General features: G+C 67.4%; 22 protein-coding genes. 8 read left to right on the top strand and 14 right to left on the bottom strand.

Going from position 1 to position 21423, the window contains the following annotated elements; genetic code table 11:
• Nucleotides 1–17: 17 nt before the first annotated feature.
• On the top strand, nt 18–962 hold the full coding sequence (locus ACIBJH_RS24160) for a DUF389 domain-containing protein (protein WP_399118891.1): 945 nt from the start codon (nt 18–20) through the stop codon (nt 960–962).
• Here the strand turns inward: ACIBJH_RS24160 and glmM are convergent.
• The 3 genes from glmM to rplM all read right to left on the bottom strand — a co-directional run bounded on the left by glmM (nt 959) and on the right by rplM (nt 3530).
• Nucleotides 959–2317, bottom strand: a complete 1359-nt coding sequence (glmM, locus tag ACIBJH_RS24155) for a phosphoglucosamine mutase (protein ID WP_399118890.1) — start codon at nt 2315–2317, stop codon at nt 959–961. The genes ACIBJH_RS24160 and glmM overlap by 4 nt on opposite strands.
• Before the next feature lie 199 nt (nt 2318–2516).
• Entirely contained in the window at nt 2517–3044 is a 528-nt protein-coding gene (rpsI, locus tag ACIBJH_RS24150; protein ID WP_093627302.1) for a 30S ribosomal protein S9, read from the bottom strand.
• Nucleotides 3045–3086: 42 nt separating this feature from the next.
• Nucleotides 3087–3530, bottom strand: a complete 444-nt coding sequence (gene rplM, locus ACIBJH_RS24145) for a 50S ribosomal protein L13 (protein WP_013001400.1) — start codon at nt 3528–3530, stop codon at nt 3087–3089.
• A gap of 346 nt (nt 3531–3876) precedes the next feature.
• On the opposite strand from rplM, the gene ACIBJH_RS24140 reads away from it, so the two are divergent.
• From ACIBJH_RS24140 to ACIBJH_RS24115, 6 genes are all read left to right on the top strand, one after another.
• Nucleotides 3877–4755: a hypothetical protein gene (locus ACIBJH_RS24140; protein ID WP_399118889.1), complete on the top strand. Its 879-nt coding sequence runs from the start codon at nt 3877–3879 to the stop codon at nt 4753–4755.
• 366 nt (nt 4756–5121) lie between these two features.
• The gene (locus tag ACIBJH_RS24135) at nt 5122–6495 is read left to right on the top strand and encodes a glycoside hydrolase family 26 protein (protein WP_399118888.1); all 1374 of its coding nucleotides are present in this window, start codon (nt 5122–5124) and stop codon (nt 6493–6495) included.
• Between the two features lie 233 nt (nt 6496–6728).
• Nucleotides 6729–8180: a glycosyltransferase family 2 protein gene (locus ACIBJH_RS24130; protein WP_399118887.1), complete on the top strand. Its 1452-nt coding sequence runs from the start codon at nt 6729–6731 to the stop codon at nt 8178–8180.
• A 56-nt stretch (nt 8181–8236) separates the two neighbouring features.
• The gene (locus tag ACIBJH_RS24125) at nt 8237–9439 is read left to right on the top strand and encodes a glycoside hydrolase family 113 (RefSeq protein WP_399118886.1); all 1203 of its coding nucleotides are present in this window, start codon (nt 8237–8239) and stop codon (nt 9437–9439) included.
• A gap of 15 nt (nt 9440–9454) precedes the next feature.
• On the top strand, nt 9455–10555 hold the full coding sequence (locus tag ACIBJH_RS24120) for a sugar phosphate nucleotidyltransferase (RefSeq protein WP_399118885.1): 1101 nt from the start codon (nt 9455–9457) through the stop codon (nt 10553–10555).
• Nucleotides 10556–10605: 50 nt separating this feature from the next.
• On the top strand, nt 10606–12642 hold the full coding sequence (locus tag ACIBJH_RS24115; RefSeq protein WP_399118884.1) for an acyltransferase family protein: 2037 nt from the start codon (nt 10606–10608) through the stop codon (nt 12640–12642).
• 54 nt (nt 12643–12696) lie between these two features.
• Here the strand turns inward: ACIBJH_RS24115 and truA are convergent, their stop codons facing one another.
• The 10 genes from truA to secY form a co-directional block, all read right to left on the bottom strand.
• The gene (truA, locus tag ACIBJH_RS24110; protein WP_399118883.1) at nt 12697–13542 is read right to left on the bottom strand and encodes a tRNA pseudouridine(38-40) synthase TruA; all 846 of its coding nucleotides are present in this window, start codon (nt 13540–13542) and stop codon (nt 12697–12699) included.
• 135 nt (nt 13543–13677) lie between these two features.
• Nucleotides 13678–14172, bottom strand: coding sequence for a 50S ribosomal protein L17 (gene rplQ / locus ACIBJH_RS24105; protein WP_399118882.1), 495 nt, complete (start codon nt 14170–14172; stop codon nt 13678–13680).
• 164 nt (nt 14173–14336) lie between these two features.
• Nucleotides 14337–15359: a DNA-directed RNA polymerase subunit alpha gene (locus ACIBJH_RS24100; protein ID WP_019055532.1), complete on the bottom strand. Its 1023-nt coding sequence runs from the start codon at nt 15357–15359 to the stop codon at nt 14337–14339.
• 116 nt (nt 15360–15475) lie between these two features.
• The gene (rpsK, locus tag ACIBJH_RS24095; protein WP_003956432.1) at nt 15476–15880 is read right to left on the bottom strand and encodes a 30S ribosomal protein S11; all 405 of its coding nucleotides are present in this window, start codon (nt 15878–15880) and stop codon (nt 15476–15478) included.
• Between the two features lie 69 nt (nt 15881–15949).
• Nucleotides 15950–16330: a 30S ribosomal protein S13 gene (gene rpsM / locus ACIBJH_RS24090; RefSeq protein ID WP_019055531.1), complete on the bottom strand. Its 381-nt coding sequence runs from the start codon at nt 16328–16330 to the stop codon at nt 15950–15952.
• A 206-nt stretch (nt 16331–16536) separates the two neighbouring features.
• Nucleotides 16537–16650: a 50S ribosomal protein L36 gene (gene rpmJ, locus ACIBJH_RS24085; RefSeq protein ID WP_003998809.1), complete on the bottom strand. Its 114-nt coding sequence runs from the start codon at nt 16648–16650 to the stop codon at nt 16537–16539.
• Nucleotides 16651–16709: 59 nt separating this feature from the next.
• On the bottom strand, nt 16710–16931 hold the full coding sequence (gene infA, locus ACIBJH_RS24080; protein WP_003948620.1) for a translation initiation factor IF-1: 222 nt from the start codon (nt 16929–16931) through the stop codon (nt 16710–16712).
• 228 nt (nt 16932–17159) lie between these two features.
• Nucleotides 17160–17996, bottom strand: a complete 837-nt coding sequence (map, locus tag ACIBJH_RS24075) for a type I methionyl aminopeptidase (protein ID WP_399118881.1) — start codon at nt 17994–17996, stop codon at nt 17160–17162.
• Between the two features lie 103 nt (nt 17997–18099).
• Nucleotides 18100–18759 carry an adenylate kinase gene (locus tag ACIBJH_RS24070; protein WP_399118880.1) on the bottom strand — a complete coding sequence of 220 codons (660 nt, stop codon included), beginning with the start codon at nt 18757–18759 and terminating at the stop codon, nt 18100–18102.
• Nucleotides 18759–20072 carry a preprotein translocase subunit SecY gene (secY, locus tag ACIBJH_RS24065; protein ID WP_399118959.1) on the bottom strand — a complete coding sequence of 438 codons (1314 nt, stop codon included), beginning with the start codon at nt 20070–20072 and terminating at the stop codon, nt 18759–18761. Before secY ends, ACIBJH_RS24070 begins: the two co-directional genes overlap by 1 nt.
• Nucleotides 20073–20420: 348 nt before the next feature.
• Here secY and ACIBJH_RS24060 point away from each other — a divergent pair, with 348 nt between their 5' ends.
• Complete coding sequence (locus ACIBJH_RS24060) at nt 20421–20837, top strand: hypothetical protein (protein ID WP_399118879.1); 417 nt, start codon at nt 20421–20423, stop codon at nt 20835–20837.
• 129 nt (nt 20838–20966) lie between these two features.
• Here the strand turns inward: ACIBJH_RS24060 and rplO are convergent, their stop codons facing one another.
• Nucleotides 20967–21422: a 50S ribosomal protein L15 gene (gene rplO / locus ACIBJH_RS24055; protein WP_019072278.1), complete on the bottom strand. Its 456-nt coding sequence runs from the start codon at nt 21420–21422 to the stop codon at nt 20967–20969.
• Nucleotide 21423: the final 1 nt, after the last annotated feature.

Here is a 21423-nt window from a genome sequence, read left to right as displayed (position 1 = left end):
CCTGATAGAAGTGCGTCATGCTGCACCTGCGCCTGATCACCCCTGCCGACCGGACCGATGACGTCGTCCGGCTGATCGAGACGACCGTCGGCACCACGCACCTCGTCGTCCTGACCGGCGCCGCCCGCAACCCGACCGGCGATGTCGTGATGTGCGATGTCGCCCGCGAGGCCGGTGACGAACTCATCGGCGGGCTGAGGGAGTTGGGTGTCGATCGGACCGGCTCGATCGCCGTCGAGAACATCGACCTGTCGTTGTCGGAGCGGGCCGACACGGCTCAGGACGAGGCGCCCGGCGAGGGCGCGGACGCGGTGCTGTGGGAGCACCTGGCCGACGCGACGCACGAGGAGTCGACGCTCACCGTCACCTACGTCGCGTTCCTGGCCGTCGCCACGATGCTCGCGGCCTGCGGTGTGATGCTGGACAACGCGATCCTGATCGTGGGCGCGATGGCGGTGGGGCCGGAGTTCGGGCCGCTCGCGGGGATCTCGACGGCGCTGGTCCGGAAGGCTCCGCGGCTGGTGTGGCGGTCGTTGTGGGCGCTGCTCGCCGGGTTCGCGGCGGCCATGGTGCTGACGGCGGGCTTCAGTTGGCTGCTGGACGCCTTCGGGCTCTTCGAGAAGTCGATGGTGGAGGCCGCCCGGCCCAACACCGCCTTCATCTGGAAGCCGGACTGGATGTCCTTCGTCGTGGCGTTCCTGGCCGGCATCGCGGGCACGCTGTCCCTCACGTCCGCCAAGTCCGGTGCCCTGATCGGAGTGGCGATCTCGGTGACGACCGTCCCGGCCGCCGCGAACGCCGCCGTGGCCCTCAGCTACACGGACTACTCCCAGACGTGGGGCTCCACTTGGCAGTTGCTCGCCAACCTGGGCGGGATCGTGCTGGCGGGCACGCTCACGCTGCTGGCACAGAAGGCGTTCTGGACCTGGCAGCGCGAGCGCACGACCGCTCAACTCCCCTAGCCGAGCGCCGACTTCACGGCATCCGCCAACCGCCCCGCCACCGACCGCGCCTGGTCGATGTCGGCGGCCTCCACCATCACCCGTACCAGCGGCTCGGTACCGGACGGCCGCAGCAACACCCGCCCCGTAGCCCCGAGTTCACGCTCCGCCTCGCCCACCGCGGCAGCGAGGTCCGCGGACGTCCCCACCCGGGTCCGGTCCACATCCGGCACATTGATGAGCACCTGCGGCAACCGCGTCATCACGGACGCGAGATCCTTGAGCGTACGACCCGTGTCGGCGACCCGCGCCGCCAGCATCAGCCCGGTCAACGTGCCGTCACCCGTGGTCGCGTGGTCCAGGATGATCACATGCCCGGACTGCTCGCCGCCCAGCGCGTAGCCGTGCTCCTTCATCTCCTCCAGGACGTAGCGGTCGCCGACCGCCGTCTGAACGAGCGTCAACCCCTCCCGCTCCATGGCCAGTTTGAAGCCGAGGTTCGACATGACGGTCGCGACGACGGTGTCGGAGCGCAGTGCGGAACGCTCCCGCATCGCCAGCGCGAGTACGGCCATGATCTGGTCCCCGTCGACCTCTTCCCCGGTGTGGTCCACGGCCAGGCAGCGGTCGGCGTCGCCGTCGTGCGCGATGCCGAAGTCGGCGCCGTGCTCGACGACGGCGGCCTTGAGCAGTCCCAGGTGGGTCGAGCCGCAACCGTCGTTGATGTTGAGGCCGTCGGGGTCGGTGCCGATGGTGATGATCTCGGCGCCGGCCCGGGAGAAGGCCTCCGGGGAGACGCGGGCGGCGGCGCCGTGCGCCTCGTCGAGGACGATCTTCAGCCCGTCGAGCCGGTTCGGGAGCACGCCGATGAGGTGGGCGACGTACTGGTCGAAGCCTTCGTTGTAGTGCCGGACCCTGCCGACGCCGGAGCCGGTCGGGCGGTCCCAGGGGGCGCCGGTGCGGTGCTCCTCGTAGACCTTCTCGATCCGGTCCTCCAGCTCGTCGTCGAGCTTGTGCCCGCCGCGCGCGAGGAACTTGAGGCCGTTGTCGGGCATGGCGTTGTGGCTCGCGGAGAGCACCACACCGAGGTCGGCGCCCAGCACACCGGTGAGATACGCCACCGCGGGGGTGGGCAGCACACCGACGAGCAGTACGTCCACTCCCGAGCTGGCCAGGCCCGCGACCACCGCGGCCTCCAGGAACTCCCCGGACGCGCGCGGGTCCCGCCCGACGACGGCCGTTGCCCGGTGGCCGGCGAACGTGCCCGCCTCGGCGAGTACATGCGCCGCCGCGACGGAGAGGCCGAGGGCCAGTTCGGCCGTCAGATCCGCGTTGGCGACACCGCGCACGCCGTCCGTGCCGAAGAGTCGTCCCACTTGTCCTCCTGAGGAAGGCGAAAATCATGCAAGGCGAAAGTCCTGCGTTCCAGGCATAGGATGCCTGTTCATCCGATCACACAAGCCTTTGAGCGTCTTGTGCCGTTATACGCCCCGCGCTGTGATAAACGAACGCCCCGGCGGCACGACTGGCGTGCCGCCGGGGCGTTCGGAGTACAGACAGCAGAGCAGGCGCGATTTAGCGCTTGCTGTACTGCGGAGCCTTGCGGGCCTTCTTGAGACCGGCCTTCTTGCGCTCGACCGCACGGTCGTCGCGACGGAGGTAACCGGCCTTCTTGAGGGCGCCGCGGTTGTTGTCCACGTCGGCCTCGTTCAGCGCGCGGGCCACGCCGAGGCGCAGGGCACCGGCCTGACCGGAGACGCCGCCACCCGAGATACGGGCGATGACGTCGTAGCGGCCGTCGAGTTCGAGCACCTTGAAGGGCTCGTTGACTTCCTGCTGGTGGACCTTGTTCGGGAAGTAGTCCTCAAGCGTGCGCCCGTTGACCTTCCACTTGCCGGTGCCGGGCACGATACGAACGCGCGCGATGGCGTTCTTGCGGCGGCCCAGGCCGGCGGCGGGCTGCGGGTCGCCGAAGCGGCCGGCGAGCGACTCGGAGGTGTACTCGCCCTCGACGGGCACCTCGGACTCGGTGGTGTAGCTCTCGATGTCGACGAGCTCGGTCTCGGTGTCTTCGACCGGCTGCTCAACGGTGGTCTCGGCCACGGTTCTCCTCAGATTCTTTTCTGTTTAGGGGTGTGGCCGGAACTACTGCGCGACCTGGGTGATCTCGAACGGCACCGGCTGCTGGGCAGCGTGCGGGTGCTGGTCGCCCGAGTAGACCTTCAGCTTGCTGATCATCTGACGGCCCAGGGTGTTCTTGGGGATCATGCCCTTGATGGCCTTCTCGACGGCCTTCTCGGGGTTCTTCGCCAGCAGCTCGTCGTAGCGGACGGAGCGCAGACCACCCGGGTAGCCGGAGTGGCGGTACGCCAGCTTCTGGGTCTTCTTGTTGCCGGACAGGTGAACCTTGTCGGCGTTGATGATGATGACGAAGTCGCCCATGTCCATGTGGGGGGCATAGGTCGGCTTGTGCTTGCCGCGGAGGAGGTTCGCGGCAGTGGTAGCCAGACGGCCCAGGACGATGTCCTGCGCGTCGATGACGTGCCACTGGCGAGTCACATCGCCGGGCTTGGGGCTGTACGTACGCACTTCGCAGCCTTCTTCTTCAGTGGATGGGTGCTGACACATGGCATCACTGAAGCGATCGTGCAGCTGGGGACGACAATGGCCGGGGACGATGCCCGTATGCCGCCCACTGGTAACTGCTCCAGGGAACCTACGTAAGGGCTTCTCGTCTGAGAACGACCAAGCCGATACGCATAACAAACCGTAAGAGTACCCGCGCCCGGCCGGACGGGTCAAAACGCGGCGGGACCGACGGGAGTGCGTGCGGAAAGTGACCGTAAAAACACTTACCGCGACATCCCAACGTCAGTTCCCACAGGCCTCGTTGAGGCGCACCGGTACCCCCGTCCCCCCGTCTAGGATGCGACCCATGAGCTTCGGGCAGGGGGGACCCCAGTCCCAGTGGGATCCCTGGAAACCGCAATCGCAGCAGCCGTGGGGCGGCAACGTCGACGACGAGACCCCGGACTGGGCCGCGCTCGCCGACCGGGCGGAGACGCGCAACCGGCGCAAGAGACTGCTGCTCATAGGCGGCGGCGCGGTCGCGACGATAGCCGTCGGGACGGCCGTCGCCATGGCCGTCATGTCGGCGAACGGTGACGACACCGCGTCCGGGAAGCCGACGAACCTGCCCGCGAGCGGGTCCCTGCCGAGCACCGGCGCGACCTCGCCGTCCTTCGCGCCGACCAGTGCGCCGCCGCCGCTGGACCCGAAGGAGTTCATCTCCAGCAAGGCCAAGGACACCGCGCCGCTCAGCGCTGAACTCCTGTTCCCCGGCACGCAGTTGACCATGGGCTCGACCGTGTACAAGAAGGGTCCGACGGCCGACACCACGAACTGCGCCTCGGCCGCCCAGTCGACCCTCCCGAAGGTCCTCACTGCCAACGACTGCACCCGCCTGATGCGCGTCACCTACACCAAGGACGATGTCGCGGTGACGGTCGGCGTGGCCGTCTTCGACACCGAGGCCCAGGCCTCGAAGGTCAAGACCCAGGCGGACAAGAAGGCCATCATCCGCTCGCTGTCCGGCAAGGGCGTCAAGCCGTTCTGCGACGGCGCGGTCTGCCGCACGACCACCAACTCCTACGGCCGCTACGCCTACTTCACGATCGCCGGCTTCACCAACGGCACGGACGTGACGACGAAGGACACCAAGGTCTTCAGCATCGGCGACGACCTGGCCGAGTTCGCGTTCCGCCAGATCGGCAGACGCGGCGAGGCCCAGGCCTCGGCGGCGGCGCAGAACTAAGACCTGTCTGGCGGATCATGCCGGAGACGCGGGGTCTGGCACACGCCCTCCCCCACCGCCTCAAGGCGTGGGGGGACCCCAGCGGCGTTGTCGTCGGTCGCCGACGTCCCCCGGCCTTCGGCCGGGAGGTGCCCCCACCGCGTCGCCCGCGGCGGGGCCGCTGATGTCAACGTCTCCTCCGCCTTTCAGCTGCACGCGCCAGACCCCGCTCACCCGTGCTCATGAGGCGCCGCTGCTTCCCTCCGACCTTGATCCGCCGGACAGGCCCTGGCCGGAGCCGGCCGGAGCGCCCGCGCCGACCCCCTTCTCCCGTTCCGGGGCAGAATCGCCCCAGGGTCTGTCGGGGAGGGGTCGGGGATCATGCGCATGCGCGGGCGGGTTCAGCTCATCGGGGCGGGGGTGTCCACCGCCGCGCTCGCGCCGCTGGCCTGGTGGGCGACCCGGCGCGGGGCCGCCGGGCAGGGGCCGGACGAGGTCCCCGTGGATCTGCGGGACCGCGACCCGAAAGCCACTCCCGCCGCCCGGAACGTCTACGCGCTGCTGGCCGGCCTGGAGAACAGGGCACGGCGGGGAGAAGCCTCCCGGACGGTCATCGGCCAGCACGTGGAGCTGCAGAACGAGCGGTACAACGCGGCGTACGGCGACTACCGCGGCCTGAAGCAGCCGGGCTACTACTACAAGAAGGCCCAGGACATCACGGGCCGGCTGCCGGGCTTCGTGGAACTGGACCTGGGCCCCGGGTACGACCAGCCGGGCTGGGCGGTCGGCGAGTCCCGCTCGTACTCCCGTTCCTGGCCGGGCTGCCGGCGCATGTGGGGGTACGCCGAGGACGCCGTGGATCTCGCGGTCGGCGTGTGGGCGGGTCTGCCCCGGGCCGCCGACGGCTCGTACCGGCCCTCCGGCACGCACGCGGACTGCGGTGCGGGCGGCGCGGAGATCTCGCTGCCGCACAACGGGGGCACTCCGGCGGGCATCGTCGGCTTCTCCTTCCACCAGCCGTACCCGGGCAGCGAGATCAAGGGCTTCCCACAGACCCTGAACAAGAACTCGCCCGCCGCGAAGGACCCCGGCTGGTTCGCCCGGGTCGTCACCGAGGGCACCGCCGAACACCGGGCCCTGCTGCACGACCTGGACTATCTCGCGGACCACCTCGGCTATCTGGCGGACCGCGGGGTGCCGGTGCTGCTGCGGCCATACCACGAGATGAACACGGCACCGGGCCACGGCTTCTGGTGGGCGGGGCAGGATCCGGCCGTATACCAAAAACTGTGGCGTGCGACATACGACCACCTCGTCACCCGGCGCGGCCTGCACAATCTGATCTTCGTGTGGTCGCCGAACTCCTGGGACGGCTCCTACGGCCGGTCGCCGCACGCCTACTACCCCGGCGGCCGTTATGTGGACGTGGTCGGTGTCGACGACTACAGCGGCTCCCCGGAGAAGCCGTACGGTCCTGGCGCCTGGACGGAGGTCTGGTACCGGGGTCTGGAGCGGTACCGCAGGCCCCGGGCCATGGCCGAGTCCTTCCACGTCCCGCTGAACGCGGCCCAGCCGCACACCCTGAGCCGGACGCCGTGGGTGCTGTGGAGCGTGTGGGGGCAGGCGCTGTCGTACGACAACGTCTCCTCGCCGACGGGCCGGAACACGGTGGCCGACGTCCGCGGAACCTACGCTTCCACGCAGGTGATCACGGCTTCGGCCCCTATATGGACATCACTGCACAAGAGCCAGGTTGATTAACTTTTGACTACACCTTTCACACCCGTATTCCTTGCGTGAAGCAAGTGTGCGAGGATCGTGCAGCTGTTCGGCCAGCGTTTTTTGGGCGCCCGGGGGGGCTTCTGAGTGGCCGAGGCGCCAATGAAGGCGTCGGGGGCAGAACCCTGAGTAAACGAGCGCGACGCGCGTAGCGTGCCGTGCCGAGATCTGCTGCTGCCTCGACGCACCACCGATCTCATGGGAGTTCCGCAGTCGTGACAACGACACTGGTCGACGGGGGTACGCCGCACTCGCGGCACAACCAGAAGCTCGCCAAGCGCACCGCACGCTGGAAGCCGGGCATCCTCCCGTTTCTGGTGCCGTTCGTTCTCCTGGTCGTCTTCGGGCTGTGGAGCTACAAGCCCAGTTCGTCGCCGCTGAGCTGGATCCTGACCATTGTCTGGTCGCTGCCGGTCGTCGGCGTGATGGTCGGTCTCCAGGGTGCCGTGCTGCTGCGCCGCCGGGTCCGCAAGAGCGACCGGATGGTCCCGCCCGCACCGGCCGAGCAGGACTTCCTGATCGCCCTCTGCCCGACCATCGGACGGCACGACACCTACCCGGCGCTGGAGCGTTCGATCCTCTCGTACGTCGAGCACCTGCCCGAGTACTTCCCGTACATGCGGGTCGACATCCTCACCGAGGAGGGCTGCGAGGCGGCGGCGGACATCGACCGGCTCGCCGACTCCCACCCGCTGATCCGGGTGATCACCGTCCCGAAGGACTACGTCCCGGCCAACGGCACCCGCTTCAAGGCCCGCGCCAACCACTACGCCCACGAGCTGCGTATCGAGGAGGGCGAGGCGCTGGAGTACGTCTGGGTGCTGCACATGGACGACGACACAGGCGTCGGCCCCGACACCGCCTCCGCGCTCGCCCAGTTCATCAACCGCCAGCGCCGCGCGACCCCCGAGAAGGTCAAGCACATGGCGCAGGGCATCCTGACCTACCCCCGCGAGAACGCGGTCAACCTCTTCACCTGGCTCGCCGACGCCGTACGCCCCGCCGACGACATCGCCCGCTTCCGCGCGCTGACCGGCATGGGCACCCCGGCCGCCGGTGTGCACGGCGAACTGCTGGTGCTGCGCGCGTCCGTCGAGGCCGAGATCGGCTGGGACTTCGGCCCCAAGGAGATCGTCGAGGACGCCCGCCTCGCCCTGACCTTCTGCCGCAAGTACCCGGGCCGCAGCGACTGGTTCAACGGCCGCTGCTACGGCGCCTCCCCCTCGACCGCGGCCGACTTCGTCAAGCAGCGCGACCGGTGGGCCTGGGGTCTGGTGGCGCTCTGCTTCAACCGGGCCGTGCCCATGCGCTACCGCTGGTTCCTGTCGATCTGTGTCGTCACCTGGATCCTCGGCCCGCTCCAGCACATCACCGCCGTGCTGCTCGTGGGCTGGCTCATCAACGACATGAACACCTCGCCGGTGACCCAGTCCGTGGTCATCCTGTGGGCCCTGAACTTCGCCTATGTCATCTGGACCTACTGGGAGGGGCTGCGGCTGAACGCGCTCGCGTCGGCCAGCGGCCGGCGCAAGTGGTGGGAGCCGATCGTGGTGATCGCCCTCATCCCCGTCTTCTCCGTGCTGGAAGGGCTCGGCGGCTTCAAGGGCTTCATGAAGTTCGTCCGGCGCGAGGAGAACAAGTTCGTCGTGATCGCCAAGCCCGCCTGACCTCCCGGAAGACCACTCACATGCGTTCACGACTGCCGCTGCTTGCCATTTTCCCGGTGACCGTTCTCACCCTCGTGCTGGGCGCCCCCTTCGTCGTCGGCAACCATCCGGTGCGCTGGGACTCCGGTTCGGTCCTGCCCCGAGTCGTCATCGGCGGCTCGGAGGACTCGCCGACCCCGTCCGCCGGCGGAACCGGCAAGGCGCCCGCGTCCTCCTCGTCCGGTTCCCCGTCCACCTCCACCACGGCCCTGGAGGTCGCCAAGCCCTGGAAGAAGGGCATGGCGCAGTGGGGCGTACAGCTCTACTGGGAGGAGGAGAGCCCCAAGCGCCCGGACGCGTTCATCGAGAAGCAGGCCCGCAAGCAGGCCAAGTACCTCATCGGCCTGGGCGCGAACTCGGTGTCCGTGTCCTTCCCGTACTACATCAAGAACTCCACGGCCGACGTGCTCTCGACCGGCGCGAAGACACCGTCCCCGGAGCGCCTCCAGAAGGTGCTGAAGGTCTTCAAGGACGCCGGTTTCCGCACCACGCTCCGCCCGATCATGGACGAGGGGACGCTGAAGCAGTCGAACGGCTGGCGCGGCAGCATCGACCCCGCCTCACGCTCCGCCTGGTTCGCCTCGTACGAGAAGCTCATCGATCCGTATCTCGAAGCCGCCGAGAACACGAAGGCGAACACCTTCGTGATCGGCACCGAGCTGAACTCCCTGGAGGGCGACACCGGCTGGGACAAGGTGGTCGCCTCCGCCGAGAAGACCTTCTCCGGCGAGATCTCCTACGACGCCAACTGGGACAACTACGTCACCGGCCGCATCAACATGCCGGTCAACCACCTCGGCGTCGACGCCTACTTCCCCATCAAGGTGCCGGACACCGCGCCCGTCTCGGACCTGGTCACCGGCTGGAACAAGTGGCTGGACAAGAAGGCCACCGGCCCGCTGCCGAACATCCTCGTCTCCGAGACCGGCATCGGCGCGATGAACGGCGCCTACCACGCTCCCGGCGACTTCTACGTCAAGCGGGCCGTCAACCCCCAGGTGCAGGCCAACTGGTACAAGGCGGTCTGCGAGGTCGTCCAGGACCGGAAGATGCAGGGCATCTACTGGTGGTCGCTCTGGTTCGACGACGACCCGAACACCAAGCCCGACGACAAGGTCGCCTCCCGGCTCGACTTCGCCGGACGCCCCCTGACCGAGAAGGCCATCAAGTCCTGTTTCACCTCCGACTACGCGGGCCCCGGGACCACGACCGCCAGCTGACCGAGCGAGGCCATCATGCAAGAAGCCATCATTCTGGTGGGCGGCAAGGGAACCCGCCTGCGCCCACTGACGAACCACACCCCCAAGCCGCTGCTGAACGTCGCGGGTTCCTCCTTCATCCGGCACCAGATCGCCAAGCTGATGGACGCCGGCGTCGAGCACGTGGTGTTCGCCACCTCCTATCTCGCCGGCCTCTTCGAGGAGGAGTTCAGGGACTTCGCCCAGGGCCTTCGGATCTCCTACGCCGTCGAGGAGGTTCCGCTCGGCACCGGCGGCGCGATCCGCAACGCCGGCCGTCTGCTGCGCGGCGACTCCGCGGACGCCCCGGTCCTCGTCCTCAACGGCGACATCCTCTCCGGCGTCGACCTGCGCGCCGTCCTGGAGCGGCACGAGGACCGGGAAGCGGACGTGACCCTGCACCTCACCCGCGTCCCCGACCCGCGCGCCTTCGGCCTGGTCCCCACCGACGAGGCCGGCCGGGTGCTGTCCTTCCTGGAGAAGCCGAAGACCGCGGAGGAGTGCGTCACCGACCAGATCAACGCGGGCTGCTACGTCTTCCGCCGCTCCGTCCTCGACGCCATCCCGGCCGACCGCGAGGTCTCCGTCGAGCAGGAGACGTTCCCGCAGCTCGTCGCCCAGGGCCGGCCCATCCTCGGCCACACCACGGACGACTACTGGCGCGACCTCGGCACCCCGCTCGCCTTCGTCCACGGCTCCGCCGACCTGGTCACCGGCAAGGTGACCTCCCCCCTCGTGGAACGGCACGCCGAGGCCCTGATTCATCCCACGGCCAGCATCGCCCCGACCGCCCGCGTGACGGGCGGCTCGACGATCGGCCCGGGCGCCGTGATCGGCCCGCACGTGGTCGTCGACCGCTCCATCATCGGCGGCGGCGTCACCGTGGCCGAAGGCACCCGGATCCACGAGTCCGTGGTGGACCACGACTCCACGATCGGCAGGGAATCGTTCCTGCGCGAGGTCGTGGTGGGCTGCCACGCGCACATCGGCGCCGAGAACGAACTGCCCGCCCAGCTGCGGCTCTCGTGCGGCATCCGCATCCCCGCCCAAGGCGTCCGCGTCAGCGGCACGGCCGCCGCCTGCCTGACGGCCCACTGAATTCACCGGCCCGCCCCCACTGGGCCTGACCGGACAGTTACTGGAGAACCGTGACGACCCTCACCAGCCATCGAGCAACGGCCCCGAAGACAGAGCGTCTTCGCAAGTACCGGCCGGACATTCAGGGCCTGCGCGCCGTGGCCATCATGATGGTCGTCAGCATGCACTGCGGCATCCTCGACATCCACGGCGGCGTGGACGTCAGCTTCGTGCTCAGCGGCTTCCTCATCGGCGGCCAGCTCTTCGCCGAGCTCGACAGGACGGGCAAGGTGTCCCTGACCAAGTTCTGGGCGCGCCGGTTCAGGCGGCTGACCCCGCCCATGGCCCTCGTCATCGTCGCCACCGCGATCCTGGCCTGGCTCTACGGCAGCCCGCTCAGGTTCCGGACCTACATGGAGGACGGCCTCAGCGCCTCCCTCAGCTTCCTGAACTGGCGCCTGGTCGAGAACGGCACCGACTACTTCGCCAACGACGGATCGCAGACCCCGTACCAGCACTTCTGGTCGCTGGGCATCGAGGAGCAGTTCTACCTCGCCGCCCCCATCGTCCTCTTCGTGATGGTCTGGATCAGCCGCAAGATCTTCCGCAACCGTGCCCTGGTCGCGCTGTTCCTGATGGCCGTCATCGCCGGGTCGTTCTATCTGGGCTGGTCGAAGACCTCCGAGAACCAGCCGCTCGCGTACTTCAGCACCCAGACCCGGATCTGGGAGATCACCTGCGGAGTGCTGCTCGCCCTCGCCGCCTCGTTCGTATCCCGGATGAACAGGGGTGTGGCCGCCGTCATCTCGTGGCTGGGACTCGGCACCGTGCTCGTCACCGCGATGCTCATCTCCAGCACCACGCCGTTGCCCGGCTACGCGGTGTCCGGCCCGGTCGTCGGCGCCGTCATGGTCATCGCCGGCGGCTGCGCCAATCCCCGGTTCGGCGTGGAGCGGCTGCTCGACAACCCGGTCCTCGACTTCGTCGGCAACGTCAGCTACGGCTGGTATCTGACGCACTGGCCGCTGCTGGTGCTCTGGCCGTCCATCACCGACCGGGACTTCACGTTCGAGGAGCGGATGCGTGTCGTCGTCCTCTCGTTCCTGATGGCCGTCCTCCTGCACTATGCGGTCGAACGCAAGTTCAAGAAGAACACGTCACTCCTGGACCGCCCCTGGAAGGGCGTCTTCACCGGCGGATTCACCACGGCGGGCACCGCCGGAGCGATGGTTCTGGCCACGCTCATCCCGCTGAACCTGGCGACCTCGTCCGCGTCGAGCACGGTCGCGGCCGGGTACACCGACACGTCGTCGGTCGAGAAGTCGGCGGCCGTGAAGGAGCTCTCCGCGACCGCGCAGGGCGCCCTGGAGAAAGCGCCCAAGGACCTGGCCACGCGCGGCTGCATCGACAACTTCGACGTCAAGAAGTTCGTGATGCGCGACCAATGTGTCGCCGGCGACCCGAAGGGCGCCAAGACCCTCGTCCTCATGGGGGACTCGCACGCCTGGCAGTGGAACGACCTCTACGACGTGATCGGCAAGGAACTCGGCGTACGGGTGGTGACCATGGCGAAGGGCGGCTGCTCGCCCCAGACCTACCGCATCACCAACCCTCAGCTGGCACGCGAGTACACCGAGTGCGACAGCTGGCGCCAGTCGGCCTTCGCGGAGCTCAAGAAGATCCACCCGGACGTCGTCGTCATCGCCGACCGGGCACGCGGTGAGGCGAACCGGGCCGGGGCCGAGACCTCGTTCAAGGTGCTCAAGGAGACCGGTGCCGAGCTCGTCTACATGACGGACACCCCGGAGCCCGGCCAGAACGTCCCGGACTGTCTCGCCACGCACATCGACAGCATCACCCTCTGCAACCGCAAGCAGTGGCAGGCACTGGAGTACACCCAGATCCGCGCCATGGAGCAGGAGGTGGCCAAGAAGTACGGGGCGGACATCATCGACACGACGTCCGCGTTCTGCGCCGCGGACGTGTGCCCGGCGGTCATCGGCGACCGGATCGTCTACTTCGACAACAGCCACATCACGTCGTCGTACTCGAAGACCCTGAAGCCCTTCCTGGAGCCCGCCCTGAAGGAGATCCTGGACAGGGCATAGAGCCCGCCGTCCCTCTCTCCCCGCCCCGGCCGGCCTCCGGTCGGGGCGGTCGTGTCACTGCCCGCGGACCCGCACCCGGCGCGCCAGCAACTGCCGCTCCATGAGCGACTCGTCGGCGGGATAGGCGACCTCCTCCAACGTCAGCCCGTGCGGCCGTACGACATGCACCGCACTGTCCCGCACCCCCGCGTCCAGCACCTTCCGCGGCCACTCCGCACCCCGGTGCCCGTCCCCCACGAACAGCAACGCACCCACCATGGACCGCACTTGGTTGTGACAGAAGGCATCGGCACGCACTTCGATCTCGACGACACCGTCCCCCCGCCGCCGCACGCCGAAATCAAGAATCTCGCGGATCGTCGTCGCACCCTCACGCTTCTTCGCGTACGCGGCGAAGTCATGCTCCCCCACAAGGGACTTGGCGGCGGCATCCATCACGTCGACGTCCAACTCCCAGTCGTGCCACAGCACATGGTTCCGCAGCAAGGGATCGACTCCCCCCGGCCGGTCCCCCACCCGATACACATAACGCCGCCACAGCGCCGCGAACCGCGCGTTGAAGCCGACGGGAGCCTCCGCGACCCCCCACACCCGCACATCCTTCGGCAACCGCCCCGCAAGCCGCTTCAGCAGCTTCTCCCGGTGCTCGGCCCACAGCTCCCCCGGCAGATCGACATGAGCCACCTGCCCCCGAGCATGCACCCCGGCATCGGTCCGCCCGGCCACGGTCAGGTCGTACGCCACAGCCCCCGACCGCGTCACGGTCCGCAACGCGTCCTCGACCTCCCCCTGCACGGTCCGCCGCCCCCCGGCCTGCTTGGCCCACCCGGAGAACGCGGTCCCGTCGTAGGAGAGGTCCAGCCGCACACGAACAAACCCGGCCGCTACGTCATCACTCACACCGAGATCCTTTCACCTACACAAAAGCGGGCCCGCCCCTGGAAAGGAACGGACCCGCCACACGCCCTGCTTTTGCTTTTAGGGGCGCGGGGAACTGCGCGACCAGCCTCAACGGCGGGTCAGCCAAAAACGGCGTTACGCGTCCTTGGACTCCTCGTCGGCCTCAACCTCAGCCGGCTTGGCGTCCTCGACGACCTCAACCGGAGCCTCGGCGTCCTTAGCGGCACGCTTCGTGGCGGCCTCGGCCTCACCCGTCGCAGCCTGTGCAACAGTCAGCGCCTCAACGAGCTCGATGACAGCCATGGGCGCGTTGTCGCCACGACGGTTACCGATCTTGGTGATACGGGTGTAGCCACCGGGACGGTTCTCGTAGCGCGGGCCGATCTCGGTGAAGAGCGTGTGGACGACGCTCTTGTCCGTGATCACCTGGAGCACCTGACGGCGGTTGTGAAGGTCACCCTTCTTCGCCTTGGTGACCAGCCGCTCGGCGTACGGCCGCAGCTTGCGGGCCTTCGCCTCGGTGGTGGTGATACGGCCGTGCTCGAAGAGCGACTTCGCGAGGTTCGCGATGAGCAGCTTCTCGTGCGCGGCACTGCCGCCCAGACGGGCACCCTTGGTGGGCTTCGGCATGGTGTTTCTCCTAGGTGTCTGCCCCGGCCGTATCAGGTACCGAGGTCAGTGTCCGAGCGGGCGGCTGCCCGTCGGAGATCCGGGAGCAGCCCCGAAGGGGCGCTCCCGGAAGGGGCGCGGGGAACTGCGCGACCAGCCACAGCCCACCCGCACTCGGAAACCGATCAGTACTGCTCGGTCTCCACAAAACCGGCGTCCACATCATCGTCCGCGCCGAACGCGTCCGCCGCGGCCGTCGGGTCGAATCCGGGCGGGCTGTCCTTCAGGGCCAGGCCCATGCCGGCCAGCTTCGCCTTGACCTCGTCGATGGACTTCGCACCGAAGTTGCGGATGTCCAGGAGGTCGGCCTCGGAACGAGCCACGAGCTCACCCACGGAGTGGATGCCCTCGCGCTTGAGGCAGTTGTAGGAGCGGACGGTGAGTTCCAGCTCCTCGATCGGCAGGGCGAGGTCGGCGGCCAGGGCGGCGTCCGTGGGGGACGGGCCCATGTCGATGCCCTCGGCGTCGATGTTCAGCTCGCGCGCGAGACCGAACAGCTCCACCAGGGTCTTGCCGGCCGACGCCATGGCGTCACGGGGACGCATCGCCTGCTTGGTCTCGACATCGACGATCAGCTTGTCGAAGTCGGTGCGCTGCTCGACACGCGTCGCCTCGACCTTGTACGTGACCTTCAGCACCGGCGAGTAGATCGAGTCGACCGGGATCCGGCCGATCTCCTGACCCACCTGCTTGTTCTGAACAGCCGAGACGTAACCACGGCCACGCTCGACCGTCAGCTCCATCTCCAGCTTGCCCTTGCCGTTGAGCGTGGCCAGGACCAGGTCGGGGTTGTGCACCTCGACACCGGCCGGGGGCGCGATGTCGGCGGCGGTGACCAGACCCGGACCCTGCTTGCGCAGGTACATCACGACCGGCTCGTCGTGCTCACTGCTCACGACGAGCTGCTTGATGTTGAGGATCAGGTCGGTGACGTCCTCCTTGACGCCCGGCACGGTGGTGAACTCGTGCAGGACACCGTCGATACGGATGGACGTGACCGCCGCACCCGGGATCGAGGAGAGGAGCGTACGGCGGAGGGAGTTGCCGAGGGTGTAGCCGAAGCCGGGCTCCAGCGGCTCGATCACGAACCGGGACCGGAACTCGTCAACGACCTCTTCGGTCAGAGACGGACGCTGAGCGATCAGCATGAGGTGATTCCTTCAGTCATGGACACCCACTATTTGATGTCCTGCTGTTCCTACAAGGGTACGGGCGATACGGCACCGAAGTGCCGTACCGCCCGAATCCTCAAGACAGCCGTGCGTCAGACGCGGCGGCGCTTCGGCGGACGGCAGCCGTTGTGCGGGGTGGGGGTGACGTCCTGGATGGAGCCGACCTCAAGACCGGTGGCCTGGAGGGAGCGGATCGCGGTCTCGCGACCGGAGCCCGGGCCCTTCACGAAGACGTCGACCTTGCGCATGCCGTGCTCCTGCGCGCGACGGGCGGCCGACTCGGCGGCCATCTGCGCGGCGAAGGGGGTGGACTTGCGCGAGCCCTTGAAGCCGACGTGGCCGGCGGAGGCCCAGGAGATCACGTTGCCCGAGGGGTCCGTGATCGAGACGATCGTGTTGTTGAACGTGCTCTTGATGTGCGCGTGGCCGTGAGCGACGTTCTTCTTTTCCTTGCGGCGCACCTTCTTGGCAGCGCCCTGACGACCCTTGGGGGGCATCTATTACTCCTACGGGGAGGTGGTCGGTCCTACAGCGAAGACCGCTGGTGAAGCGTTGTCCGCTGCGGACTACTTCTTGCCCGGCTTCTTCTTGCCGGCGATGGCGCGACGCGGACCCTTGCGGGTACGAGCGTTCGTGCTGGTGCGCTGACCGCGAACGGGCAGACCACGACGGTGACGGAGACCCTGGTAGCAGCCGATCTCCACCTTGCGGCGGATGTCGGCCTGGATCTCGCGACGGAGGTCACCCTCGGTCTTGATGTTGGCGTCGACGTACTCACGAATCGCGACGAGCTGCTCTTCCGAGAGGTCGCGAACGCGGGTGTTGGGGTCGATGCCGGTCTCGGCCAGCGTCAGCTGGGAAAGGGTCCGACCAATGCCGAACACGTAGGTGAGGGCGACCTCCACGCGCTTTTCGCGCGGGATGTCGACACCGGAAACGCGTGCCATTCAATGGCTCCTGGTGATCTTCGGAGGTCTTCCGCAGAACCGGATCCCAGCCGCCGGCCTCTTCTGTCGAAGATTTGGTACGGCGTGGGTCCCCAGCCTCCGAGCCGGGGGTGTCGGACGCCTACTACGCCCGGGTCCTGCGTATGAACATGTATTGCTCGCGTCGCGCGAATCTCTGCGAACAGCTGCAGAGGGAAGGTCGTGCGTCAGCCCTGGCGCTGCTTGTGGCGCGGGTTCTCGCAGATGACCATGACCCGACCGTGACGGCGGATCACCCTGCACTTGTCGCAGATCTTCTTGACGCTCGGCTTGACCTTCATTGGTGAGGTTCTCCGGGTCAGTTGCCTGCGGCGCCGCTTGCGCGGAACCTGGGCAAGATCTACTTGTAGCGGTAGACGATCCGGCCACGCGTCAGGTCGTACGGAGACAGCTCCACCACGACCCGGTCGTCAGGGAGGATGCGGATGTAGTGCATACGCATCTTGCCGCTGATGTGTGCCAGGACCTGGTGGCCGTTCTGGAGCTCCACCTTGAACATGGCGTTCGGGAGAGACTCGACGACAGTGCCTTCGATCTCGATGGCACCTTGCTTCTTGGCCACGCTTCGCCCTTCGAATCGACTACCTTGATCGACTCACGAGCGTTCCCCTTGCGGGGTGCATGCGGACATGCGGGTGCACGAGAGCCGACGAGTCAGTCTACGTCAGGGCCCTCGGAAAGACGAATCGATGGAGGATGCCCCGGCACGAAGATCACTAAGCCCAAGGAGAGTGTTTTTAGGGGCGCGGGGAACTGCGCGCCCAGCCCCCACCGGCGGCCAGCCGGACAACTACGCAACGGGATCCGGCGCAGCCGTGATCCCAAACTCAGCCAGCTTCGCCTTACCCCCGTCGGGAGACGTGAGCACCAACGGCCCCTCCTCGGTCAATGCGACCGAGTGCTCCCAGTGAGACGACCAAGTCCCGTCGGTCGTAATCACGGTCCAGTCGTCCGAGAGAACCTCGGTCTTCGGCGTACCGAGCGACACCATCGGCTCGATCGCCAGGCAGAACCCGGGAATCAGCTTGGGCCCCTTGCCCCGCCGCTTCTCCACGTAGTTCAGCAGATGCGGATCCATGTGCATCTCGGTACCGATGCCATGACCGCCGTAGTCCTCGACGATCCCGTACTTGCCACCGCCCGGCTTCGGCTGCCGGCGGATGTACGTCTCGATGGCACGGGAGATGTCGACGAGCCGGTTGCCGAGCTTCATCGCGGCGATGCCCGCCCACATCGACTCCTCGGTCACCCGGGACAGCTCGATGAGTTCCGGGGCGTGGCCGGAGCCGACGAACGCGGTGTACGCCGCGTCCCCGTGCCAGCCGTCGATGATCGCGCCGCAGTCGATGGAGATGATGTCGCCGTCCTTCAGCACCACCTCGTCGGAGGGGATGCCGTGGACGACGACCTCGTTCACCGAGGTGCAGATGGTGGCCGGGAAGCCGCCGTAGCCAAGGAAGTTGGGCTTCGCGTTGTGGTCGGCGAGGACCTTGCGGGCTACCTCGTCCAGATCCTTCGTGCTCGCGCCGGGTACGGCCGCTTCACGCGTGGCCGCGTGGATCGCGGCGACGACCAGCCCCGCCTCGCGCATCTTGGCGATCTGCTCGGGGGTCTTGATCTGCACCATGGGGGCCTGCGCTCTCCGTCTTCCGCGTCACATGGGATATGGCTGTACACAACAGTACGGCCGCGACGCCCCTGGGGGCACCGCGGCCGGAACTGGTGGGCGACTACTTGTCGTCGTCGCGCTTCAGCGCGTCCAGCGCGCGCTGGGTGATCTCGTCCACCGGGCCGAGCGAGGAGATCGTGACCACCAGGCCCTGGAGCTTGTAGTAGTCGATGATCGGCTCGGTCTGCGTGTGGTAGACCTCCAGCCGGGTGCGGACCGTGTCCTCGGAGTCGTCGTCGCGCTGGTACAGCTCGCCGCCGCAGGTGTCACAGACACCGTCCTGCTTCGGCGGGCTGTACGTCACGTGGAAGACGTGGCTGGAGTCCTTCCGGCAGATGCGGCGGCCGGCGATGCGCTTGACCACCTCTTCCTCGGAGACCTCCAGGTCCAGCACCGCGTCCAGCTTGATGCCCTCGGTCTTCAGCAGTTCGTCCAGCGCCTCGGCCTGCGACACATTGCGCGGGAAACCGTCGAGGAGAAAGCCGTTCACAGCGTCCGGCTGCTCCATGCGGTCCTTGGCCATCGCGATGGTGACCTCGTCCGGGACCAGGTTGCCCGCGTCCATGTAGGACTTCGCCAGTTTGCCGAGTTCCGTGGCCTGACTGATGTTGGCACGGAAGAGATCGCCGGTGGAGATGTGCGGGATGTGCAGCGTCTTGGCCAGTCGCACAGCCTGCGTTCCCTTACCGGCGCCCGGCGGCCCGACGAGGACGATTCGCATCAGCGGAGGAACCCTTCGTAATTGCGCTGCTGGAGCTGGCTCTCGATCTGCTTCACCGTCTCAAGACCGACACCCACGATGATGAGGATGCTGGTCCCGCCGAACGGGAAGTTGCCGCTTGCGTTGAAGCCGACCAACGCCATCGTCGGTACGAGAGCGATCAGACCCAGATACAGCGAACCCGGCCAGGTGATCCGGTTGAGTACGTAACTCAGGTACTCAGCGGTGGGCCGGCCAGCCCGGATGCCCGGGATGAAGCCACCATACTTCTTCATGTTGTCGGCGACTTCCTCGGGGTTGAACGAGATCGCCACGTAGAAGAACGCGAAGAAAACGATCAGGAGGAAGTAGCTGACCAGGTAGATCGGGTGGTCACCCTTGGTCAGGTTCTGTGTCACCCAGGTCTTCCAGGCGGAGTCGCCGCTGGAGAACTGCGCGACCAGAGCCGGGATGTAGAGCAGCGAGGACGCGAAGATGACGGGAATCACACCCGCCTGATTGACCTTCAGCGGGATGTAGGTCGACGTACCGCCGTAGGAACGGCGGCCGATCATGCGCTTCGCGTACTGGACCGGAATACGGCGCTGTGCCTGTTCGACGAAGACCACCAGGCCGACCATCACCAGGCCGACGAGGATGACGGTGCCGAACTCGATCCAGCCGTCGGCCAGCGTGCCCTGCTTCTTGATGGCCCACAGCGCGGACGGGAAGGTGGCCGCGATCGAGATGAACATCAGGATCGACATGCCGTTGCCGATGCCGCGGTCGGTGATGAGCTCGCCGAGCCACATCACGACGCCGGTGCCTGCGGTCATGGTGACGACCATGGTGATGGTCGTGAAGATGGCACGGTCGGGAACGATCGAGGTGGCGGCCTGGCAACCGCTGAACAGCGCACCGCTGCGGGCGGTGGCGACCAGACCGGTGCCCTGCAGGATGGCGAGCGCCACCGTCAGGTAACGGGTGTACTGCGTGATCTTCGCCGTGCCGGCCTGGCCCTCCTTCTTGAGGGCTTCCAGACGCGGGATCACCACCGTGAGCAGCTGCAGAATGATGCTCGCCGTGATGTAGGGCATGATGCCCAGCGCGAAGATGGTGATCTGCAGCAGCGCGCCACCGCTGAACATGTTGACCAGGCCGAAGAGGCCCTGGTTGCCCGAGGCCTCGGACACACATTCCTGCACTGCTGTGTAGTTGATGCCGGGGATCGGAACGTGGGTACCTACGCGGTAGACCACGATGATGCCGAGCGTGAAGAGCAGTTTCTTGCGCAGGTCGGGCGTCCTGAACGCCCGGGCGAACGCGGTGAGCACGGTTCCTCCTGCGACCCCCGCGACGCGCGCGGCAGGGACTAGTCGTGTGAACAGGGCCCAGCGGGGCCGAACGATGTTTTCTACCACCCCGACACCGAACGGCATACCGCGCGCGCGTACAGGTGGACCTACGGACTCTAACAGTGCGCGTGCAGCCAGGTGAAGTTCCCTGTGAGACGGCCGGTCCCATGCTGCCGCGCAACGGCTCAAACCATCACCCGCGGCGAGTCAAATCACGTTGACCGCCCATGCCGTACGCCGATAGCTTCCAAAAGATCCATTCGGTCGCCCTCCGTCACGGGAGCCGATCCGGGACGGATACAACGGGGAAAACGGGGAGATTTCAATATGCGCAATCTGTCACGCAAGGCACTCTGTCTGGCCGCCGTCGCCGCGAGCGCGACGCTCGGGGTCGCGGCCACCGGCACGCCGGCCTTCGCCGCGGCGCAGAACGCCTCGGTCTACACCACCGAGGGCCACAAGGGCGGCATGGGCAATTTCGCGGGTGACGCCAGCCGCAGCAGCTCGAAGGAGCGGTGGAACGCGTGCGACCACCGCAAGGACGGCTACTGGACGGTCACCACGCTCAAGTGGGGCACGACCCACAAGTTCTCGGTGACCGACAAGGGTGAGAACGACGGCGCGTGCAAGCTCCGGGACGATGTGAACGTCCCCGAGGAGACGAAGGTGACGATCACCGTCTGTCTCAAGAAGGGCACGCACGGCGCCCTCAAGTACTGCAAGTCGGCCACCGGCCGCGCCTGATCAGCACAGGGCCTGAACAACACGGGCCCGGTCAACAGCGGTAGGACACAGGGAAACGGCAAGGGCCGGGCAGCTCCCCCTCAGGGGAACCGCCCGGCCCTTGTACGTGTGCGGTGGGACCGCCCGGGCTCAGACGAGCTCGGTGACGGTACCGCCGGCGGCGGTGATCTTCTCCTTGGCGGAGCCGGAGACGGCGTCCACCGTCACCTGCAGCGCCACGGAGATCTCGCCCTGGCCGAGGACCTTGACGAGGCTGTTCTTGCGAACCGCACCGTTGGCGACGAGACCCTCTACGGTGACCTCGCCACCCTCCGGGTACAGGGCCGCCAGCTTGTCGAGGTTCACGACCTGGTACTCGGTCTTGAACGGGTTGCGGAAGCCCTTCAGCTTCGGGAGACGCATGTGGAGGGGCATCTGGCCACCCTCGAAGCGCTCCGGAACCTGATAGCGGGCCTTCGTGCCCTTGGTACCACGGCCTGCCGTCTTACCCTTCGACGCCTCACCACGACCCACACGGGTCTTGGCGGTCTTGGCGCCCGGGGCGGGACGGAGGTTGTGGATCTTGAGCGGGTTGTTCTCCGCCATG

It is taken from the genome of Streptomyces sp. NPDC050548, from assembly GCF_044457385.1.
In the GTDB taxonomy this organism is placed as follows: Bacteria; Actinomycetota; Actinomycetes; order Streptomycetales; family Streptomycetaceae; genus Streptomyces.
This window is presented reverse-complemented; position numbering and strand designations above follow the sequence as displayed.

Coding starts and splice junctions, on each gene's coding strand:
- ACIBJH_RS24160 (WP_399118891.1), top strand. CDS start 18: ATGCTGCACCTGCGCCTGATCACCCCTGCCGACCGGACCGATGACGTC.
- ACIBJH_RS24140 (WP_399118889.1), top strand. CDS start 3,877: ATGAGCTTCGGGCAGGGGGGACCCCAGTCCCAGTGGGATCCCTGGAAA.
- ACIBJH_RS24135 (WP_399118888.1), top strand. CDS start 5,122: ATGCGCGGGCGGGTTCAGCTCATCGGGGCGGGGGTGTCCACCGCCGCG.
- ACIBJH_RS24120 (WP_399118885.1), top strand. CDS start 9,455: ATGCAAGAAGCCATCATTCTGGTGGGCGGCAAGGGAACCCGCCTGCGC.
- rplQ (WP_399118882.1), bottom strand. CDS start 14,172: ATGCCGAAGCCCACCAAGGGTGCCCGTCTGGGCGGCAGTGCCGCGCAC.
- ACIBJH_RS24100 (WP_019055532.1), bottom strand. CDS start 15,359: ATGCTGATCGCTCAGCGTCCGTCTCTGACCGAAGAGGTCGTTGACGAG.
- rpsK (WP_003956432.1), bottom strand. CDS start 15,880: ATGCCCCCCAAGGGTCGTCAGGGCGCTGCCAAGAAGGTGCGCCGCAAG.
- rpsM (WP_019055531.1), bottom strand. CDS start 16,330: ATGGCACGCGTTTCCGGTGTCGACATCCCGCGCGAAAAGCGCGTGGAG.
- rpmJ (WP_003998809.1), bottom strand. CDS start 16,650: ATGAAGGTCAAGCCGAGCGTCAAGAAGATCTGCGACAAGTGCAGGGTG.
- map (WP_399118881.1), bottom strand. CDS start 17,996: ATGGTGCAGATCAAGACCCCCGAGCAGATCGCCAAGATGCGCGAGGCG.
- ACIBJH_RS24070 (WP_399118880.1), bottom strand. CDS start 18,759: ATGCGAATCGTCCTCGTCGGGCCGCCGGGCGCCGGTAAGGGAACGCAG.
- ACIBJH_RS24060 (WP_399118879.1), top strand. CDS start 20,421: ATGCGCAATCTGTCACGCAAGGCACTCTGTCTGGCCGCCGTCGCCGCG.
- rplO (WP_019072278.1), bottom strand. CDS start 21,422: ATGGCGGAGAACAACCCGCTCAAGATCCACAACCTCCGTCCCGCCCCG.